The sequence below is a fragment of the Salinicola sp. genome (genome assembly GCF_982684285.1).
Window position 1 is genome coordinate 1 of record NZ_CEXLVS010000225.1, and the last position, 6762, is coordinate 6762.

Here is a 6762-nt window from a genome sequence, read left to right on the forward strand (position 1 = left end):
GAGTTGCGTTCCACCGGATGGGGTTACTACTTCGGCGTTGGCTGGCAGTTCTGACGCTGCTGGAGTGGATTCGTCGACGAGGAGCCCGCGGGCTCCTCGCTGCGTTACGGGGTAACATCGATGACCGGCGGTGATACCGTGCCAGCTGGTGAGTGTCCAAGGAAGAGACATGGCGCGTGAAACGATGTCGCAACACCCTGATCGGGAAGATAATGTCGGGAGAATGTCATGAATGGCCGCAGCGCCGTGAGGCTCGAGAGACTCCGTGAAGCGATCCGGCGCAACGGCGCGCTTCCGCTGGCCGATGCGGCGACGCTGTGCGACGTCTCCGAGATGACGGTGAGGCGGGACATCGCCGCCAGTAACGGTGCCATCATCTCCTTTGGTGGCCACCTGGTCATGGCCGACAACCCTCAGTTTGCCGCCGCCTATAATCTCGATGCACAGAGAGATCGCTATGCGAAGGCCAAGCAACGTCTCTGCGAGGCGGTCGTGTCGATGATCGAGGAGGGTGATACCGTCTTCGTCGATTGTGGCACGACGTTGATGCCGTTCTGCGCGTTGCTGCCGCGGGAGATGAACGTGACCATCGTGACCTATGCCCTCAACGTCGCCAACGCGTTCAGCCAGCGCGACATGCCCAACATGCGCCTGGTGGTGCTGGGCGGGCTCTACTACGCCGCTTCCGACTCCTTCGGCGGGCAGGACGTCACCACGGCGATTCGCCGCCTGGGTATCAACAAGGCGCTGATCTCCGCTGCCGGGGTCCATGCCGAAAAGGGAGCAAGCTGTTTCCACTTCCATGAAGTGGCACCCAAGCAGGCCGCCATCGAACACGCGGAACGCAGGATCCTGATCGCCGACGAGAGCAAGCTCGATGTGATGCGAGCGGCGTTCTTCGCCGAACTGCCGGACTTCGACACCCTGTTGACCAGCGGCGATCCCGGGCGGACCTGGCGCGGCCGGATGACCGAAGAGGCCGCCTCGAAGATCCAGGTGGTTTGATGCGCCCTACGACAAGCAGGGTTTTTTGACCGATTTATCCGACTTTTTGCAGGAGGATTTCGCTTCGACCTGAAGGTAGGATGGCTAGACTTCCTTCTTTTCGCACAGGTGACCGGATCGATGTCTTCCTCCTCATCCTCTCTTCAGAGTCCAACCGTACCGCTTCGTACGCCCGCTGATGCCCATTACTATCCCGCTTCGATCGTCGGCTTCGATGCCGCCGATGCGGGCCGCTACGCCTTGCGTTCCCCCGCCACCGGGGAGGTGATCGCAGAGGTCGCCGACTGCGGCGTGGCGCAGGCGAAGCTGGCCGCCGACAACGCCCAGCGCGGCTTCGAGGCGTGGCGCAAGACCACCGCCTTCGAACGGGCGGCTCTGCTCAAGGCGTGGCACCGGGCGATGATGGAGGCCAAGGAAATCCTCGCCGTCACCATGTCCCGGGAGATGGGCAAGCCGATCCGCGAGGCGCGGGGGGAAGTCGACTATGCCGCCAGCTTCCTGGAGTGGTACGCGGAGCAGGCCAAGCGTATCGATGGCGACATTCTGCCCAGCCAGCATCCTGACAAGCGGCTTGCCGTGCTGCGTCAGCCGGTCGGCCCGGTGCTCGCGATCACGCCATGGAACTTCCCGGCCGCCATGATTACCCGCAAGGTGGCACCGGGGCTGGCGGCAGGCTGCTCGGTGATCGTCAAGCCGGCGGAGCAGACGCCGGTCACGGCGCTGCTGCTGGCCCAGCTCTGGCAGCAGGCCGGCGGGCCGGCGGAGGTGTTCCAGGTGATCACCGCCGAGCGACCCGCGGCGGTCAGCGACGTGCTGATGGAAGATCGACGCATCCGCAAGGTGACCTTCACCGGCAGCACCCCGGTCGGCAAGCATCTCTACGCCAAGTCCGCCGCCACCATGAAGCGCATGTCGCTGGAGCTGGGCGGGCACGCGCCGTTCCTGGTCTTCGACGACGCCGACATCGAGGCCGCGGTGGCCGAGGTGATGGCGAGCAAGTTCCGCAACGGCGGCCAGACCTGCGTCTGCGCCAATCGTATCTACGTTCAGCGTGGCATTCTCGATGTCTTCTCCGAGCGTCTGACGGCTGCGGTCGACGAACTGCGCGTTGGACAGCCGGAAGACGAGACGACCCAGATCGGTCCGCTGGTCAGTCAGGCGGGGCGCGACAAGGCGCAGTCTCATATCGACGATGCCCTGGCCAAGGGGGCTCGTCGTCTGACGGCCGAGCGTGAGGTCGACGGGTTCTTCGTCGCGCCGACGGTGCTCGCGGACGTTTCCAACGACATGCAGATCATGCAGGAGGAGACCTTCGGTCCCGTCGCGCCGTTGATCGTATTCGACAGCGAGGAAGAGGCGATCGCCGCCGCCAACGCCACGCCTTTCGGCCTCGCCGCCTACCTGTGGACCCGCAATCTGGGTCGGGCGGCACGCGTTTCCGAAGCGCTGGACTACGGTATCGTCGGCGTCAACGATGGCGCGCCTTCCGTGCCCCAGGCGCCGTTCGGCGGCGTCAAGGACAGCGGCCTGGGTCGCGAGGGTGGCCGCTACGGCATCGATGAATATCTCGATACCAAGTTCGTCTCGACGCGGCTGGATGGCTGACCGCCGTGTCGGTTGACGAGGCCGGCATGGCGCGACCGCCGGTCGAACTCGACCTGGCCACGGCGCTGCGTGAGACCAATCTGCGCCACGCTCGCGTGGTGGCTGGCGAACGCTCGCTGGATCGACCGTTGCGCTGGGTGCACATGGTCGATCATCCCGATATCGTCGCCTGGGTTCGCGCGGGCCAACTGTTGCTGACCACCGGTTATCACTGGCCTGACGAGCCGTCCGCCGAGCGGGCACTGATCGAGGCGCTGGTGAAGAAGGAGCTGGCCGGCGTGGCGCTGGCGGTGCCCCGGTTTCTGACCGCCTTTCCGGAGACCAGCCGGCATGTTGCCGAATCGCTCGACTTCCCGCTGCTGGAGATCCCCTGGGACGTTCCGTTCAGCCAGATCACCGAGGAGGTGCACGCCTGGCTGATCGCCCGCCAGGGACAGTTGATCGCCCAGGCGGAGCGGATTCATCGCGACCTCACCCGGTCGGCGCTGACGGCGCGGAGCCTGGGCGATATCGCCACGGCATTGAGCCTGCTGCTCGAGCGGGACGTGCTCTTCACCGGTCTGGAGGGCGAATGGCTGGGAGGAAGCGCCGGGATCGAGGCGATGCGCCTGCCGACCTCGGCCATGCTGGCTGATGCCCAGTTCCTGACCGCGGTCTCGGCGCGCTCCCTGGGCGAGGAGGGCGGCGGCCGAATGCTGGCCTGCCCGGTGCGAATTCTGGAGGTGCCGGCCGCCACGCTGTGGATCGACGAGACGGCTTCTCCCGTCGGCGAGCTGGAGCGGCGCGCCGCCGAGCAGGCCGCCCTGATCTCTGCACTGCACCTGTCCCACCAGCGGGCGTTGCAGGCACAGGAGACCCGGCTCGGCTACGCCTTCGTCGACTCGTTGCTGGAGGGACGGTTCGAGCCCACTCCGGCCGCGCTGGAGCGCGCGTCGCTGCAGGGGTGGGATCCTCATACCGGCTACCATGTCTGTGCCATCCTGCTCAACGAGCCGGTGCCGCTGAGCCGGGACGGGCTGCTGCGTCGGGAGCGATGGGAGCGTCGCCTGAGGGAGCAGCTCGAGGCACAGGGCCTGCCGCCGCTGATCTCCGTCTCGCTCAACCAGCTGCTGTTCCTGGTTCGCACCGATATCTCGACGGCAATGCTCTGGCGCGAACTCAACGATGGCGCGGCGGCCATGGCGATCAGTCGCGAAGTGCGGGGGGCGACGGCCATTGCCGAGGGTGCCGGAGACGTGGCGCGCCTGCTGCCCTCCCTCAGGCCGGGAGAGCGCCGGGATTTCGAAGCCTTGCTGTTCGACCGGGTGCTGGAGGGCGATACCGAGGCTCGACGACTGTTCCTCGAGCGTATTTCCCGTGCCCTGGGGCAAGGCGCGCGACGGCAGAGCGCCATCGAGACGCTCTCGGCACTGGCGGACAGTGGCTTTCAGTTGGCGCGGGCCGCCCGCGCACTCGATATCCATATCAGCACGCTGCGTTACCGGATCGAGCGATTGGAGACGGCGCTGGGCATGCCCCTGAACGACGCCGACGCCAGACTGCAGCTCCAGGTCGCCATGCGCCTGCTCAATACGGATTCCGGCTGAACGCCGGCCGAATCATCGACATACGACGTTGGAAACGCATCTCGACACTACCAGAGGGCCCCCCATGCAATTGACGGATTTCACCACCCTGACCTTCGACGTCTACGGCACCCTGATCGACTGGGAGAGCGGCATGGTCGCCGGGCTGCAGCCACTGCTGCAGCGCACCGGGCAGAGCCTGAGTCGCGATCAGGTGCTCGAGGCGCACGCCCGGCATGAATCGACCCAGCAGCGTTACACGCCGCATCTGCAGTACCGGCTGCTGTTGGCGGTCGTCTACAAGCGCCTGGCGGAAGAGTGGGGCGTGGCGGTCAGCCACGACGAGTGCCTTGCCTATGGCGACTTCGTCAAGCAGTGGCCGGCTTTCGCCGACACGGCAGAGGCGCTCGGCTATCTCAAGCAGCACTACAAGCTGGTGGTGCTATCCAACGTCGACAACGATAGCTTCGCCTACAGCCAGCGCAAGCTTGGTGTCGAGTTCGATGCGGTCTACACGGCCGAGGACATCGGCTCCTACAAGCCGGCGGCGCGTAACTTCGACTATATGCTGGAAAAACTCGGTGAGCGCGGGATCGACAAGTCGGAAATCCTGCATACCGCCGAGAGCATGTTCCACGACCACCAGCCGGCCAACCGGTATGGATTGGCCAACTGCTGGATCTATCGTCGCCACGACAAGGAGGGCTTCGGCGCGACCATGAATCCAGGCGACATGCCGAGGGTCGACTTCCGCTTCAACAGCATGGCGGCGCTCGCCGAGGCGCATCGCGAGTTGGTTTGACCGACGCTAGCGAAGCGTCGACCACACCTGCGCTTCGCTGATTCCCAGCGCCTCGAACTCCGCCTGCCTTAGAGGCGCTTCGTCGAGCAGGAAGAATTCGTCGAGCTGTGGCGGTGCGACATCGGTCTCCGAGAGCATGGCGTGAACCTGACCACGGTGATGCGTCTGGTGGACGAAGAGGTGCGCCAGCACGCGATGTGCCGGTTCCAGCTGCCGGCGCTCGGCCCGTTGGAGCGTGACGTTTTCGGCCAGCGTCGAGGGGGTCAGCGCTTCGCAGACAGTGACCAGGCGCCGGTCCAGCGCTTCCTGGGCCGGCCACAGCGCATCGATGCTCGCGTGCGGGGTCTCGTCCTCGAACGCCCGCGGACCGAGCGTGCCCCCCTCGAGCGCGTCGATATAGTAGGCGTCGACGACCAGGATATGGTTGAGCGTGGCACGGATCGAGGGGAAGAAGCTGCTGCGCCTGGCCTGGAGTTCGGCCACCGGCAATGGGGCGCAGGCCTTCAGCAGACGATGGTTGGACCACAGATTGCAGTAGGCTTGATGGCGAAAGTGTTCGATCATGGCAGGAGTCCCTCACGCTTCTCTTCAGCATTGCAGGAATTGTCATGGAAATCCTACACGGTCTGATCGTCATCACCTTCGTGCATCTGCTGGCGGCCGCCTCGCCGGGGCCGGACTTCGTGCTGGTCACCCAGCAGACGCTCAACCACGGCAAGCGTATCGGCCTGCTGTGCAGCCTGGGCATCGCGCTGGGGCTGTCGATTCATATCGTCTATTCCGCTTTCGGGCTGGCGGCGGTGATCGCCAATTCCGCCGAAGCGTTGTGGGCGATCAAACTGCTGGGTGGCGCTTATCTTCTTTATCTCGGCATCAAGGGGTTGCGATCCCGACCCGCTTCCCTCGTGCCAGGCACCAACGATGCCAGGATCCCGCCGCCCCGTTCGGCGCTGCGCACCGTCGGCACGGGCTTTCTCTGCAACGCGCTCAATCCCAAGGCCCCCATCTACTTCGTCTCGCTGTTCACCATCGTGCTGTCGCCCGACATGCCGCTCTATCAGATCGCTATCTACGGCGCCTGGATCATGCTCATTCAACTGGGATGGTTTTCGGCAGTGGCCCTATTGCTCTCCACGCCGCCGATCCATCGCGCTTTCAAGCGCTTCAGCCACTGGATCGACCGGGTGCTGGGGCTGGCGATGGTGGCGTTGGGCATCAAGGTGCTGACGACGCGGGTGTGAGCCCGAGAATGCCGACAGACCACCGCGCTCTTGGATACTGCGTTAAAACCGAGCTGGTCATCGCTACTGGGGTTCGTCGGCATCCTCGCCGACGCTTTCTTCCATGGACCATTTTCGGCATCCTGAAACGCATCCACTCAATTGGCGAGGAGCGCTCGTGAAGACTTGGCTGCGTGAACTACCCAAGGTCGAACTGCATTTACATATCGAGGGTTCGCTGGAGCCGGAGCTGATGTTCTCGCTGGCGGCGCGCAATAACGTGGCGCTGCCCTACGACACGGTGGATGAGGTGCGCGCGGCCTACGATTTCAGCGATCTGCAGTCTTTTCTGAATCTTTACTACCAGGGCATGCGGGTGCTGCACACCGAGCAGGATTTCCATGACCTGGCGATGGCGTACTTCGAGCGCGCCCATGAAGAGGGCGTGGTGCATGTCGAGCTGTCGTTCGATCCCCAGGCGCATCTGAACCGCGGGGTCGAGCTGGCGGTCCCGTTCGAGGGATTGCGCCGCGCCATGCGAGACGCAGAGCGCCGCTGGGGCATG

Annotated in this window: 7 protein-coding genes; 6 read left to right on the forward strand and 1 reads right to left on the reverse strand. The window is 64.7% G+C overall.

All coding sequences use genetic code 11. From position 1 onward, the window contains the following. Positions 1-228 precede the first annotated feature (228 nt). From AC3AYF_RS16520 to AC3AYF_RS16535, 4 genes are all read left to right on the forward strand, one after another. The gene (locus AC3AYF_RS16520; protein ID WP_295039952.1) at positions 229-1005 is read left to right on the forward strand and encodes a DeoR/GlpR family DNA-binding transcription regulator; all 777 of its coding nucleotides are present in this window, start codon (positions 229-231) and stop codon (positions 1003-1005) included. A gap of 120 nt (positions 1006-1125) precedes the next feature. Continuing rightward, positions 1126-2610 (forward strand): NAD-dependent succinate-semialdehyde dehydrogenase, encoded by a 1485-nt coding sequence (locus AC3AYF_RS16525; protein WP_295039954.1) that lies wholly within the window; start codon positions 1126-1128, stop codon positions 2608-2610. A gap of 26 nt (positions 2611-2636) precedes the next feature. Then, positions 2637-4196 carry a PucR family transcriptional regulator gene (locus AC3AYF_RS16530; protein ID WP_487780025.1) on the forward strand — a complete coding sequence of 520 codons (1560 nt, stop codon included), beginning with the start codon at positions 2637-2639 and terminating at the stop codon, positions 4194-4196. Between the two features lie 64 nt (positions 4197-4260). Then, positions 4261-4977 carry a haloacid dehalogenase type II gene (locus AC3AYF_RS16535; RefSeq protein ID WP_295039959.1) on the forward strand — a complete coding sequence of 239 codons (717 nt, stop codon included), beginning with the start codon at positions 4261-4263 and terminating at the stop codon, positions 4975-4977. 6 nt (positions 4978-4983) lie between these two features. On the opposite strand, the gene AC3AYF_RS16540 is transcribed toward AC3AYF_RS16535, so the two are convergent. Continuing rightward, positions 4984-5541 carry a DinB family protein gene (locus AC3AYF_RS16540; protein WP_295039961.1) on the reverse strand — a complete coding sequence of 186 codons (558 nt, stop codon included), beginning with the start codon at positions 5539-5541 and terminating at the stop codon, positions 4984-4986. 44 nt (positions 5542-5585) lie between these two features. Between AC3AYF_RS16540 and AC3AYF_RS16545 the strand changes: the two genes are divergently transcribed. Continuing rightward, a complete protein-coding gene (locus AC3AYF_RS16545; RefSeq protein WP_295039963.1) occupies positions 5586-6218 on the forward strand; it encodes a LysE family translocator in 633 nt (210 codons plus the stop codon). 157 nt (positions 6219-6375) lie between these two features. Continuing rightward, positions 6376-6762, forward strand: a 387-nt coding sequence (locus AC3AYF_RS16550; RefSeq protein ID WP_487780026.1) for an adenosine deaminase family protein, incomplete at its 3' end; no start/stop codon positions are given.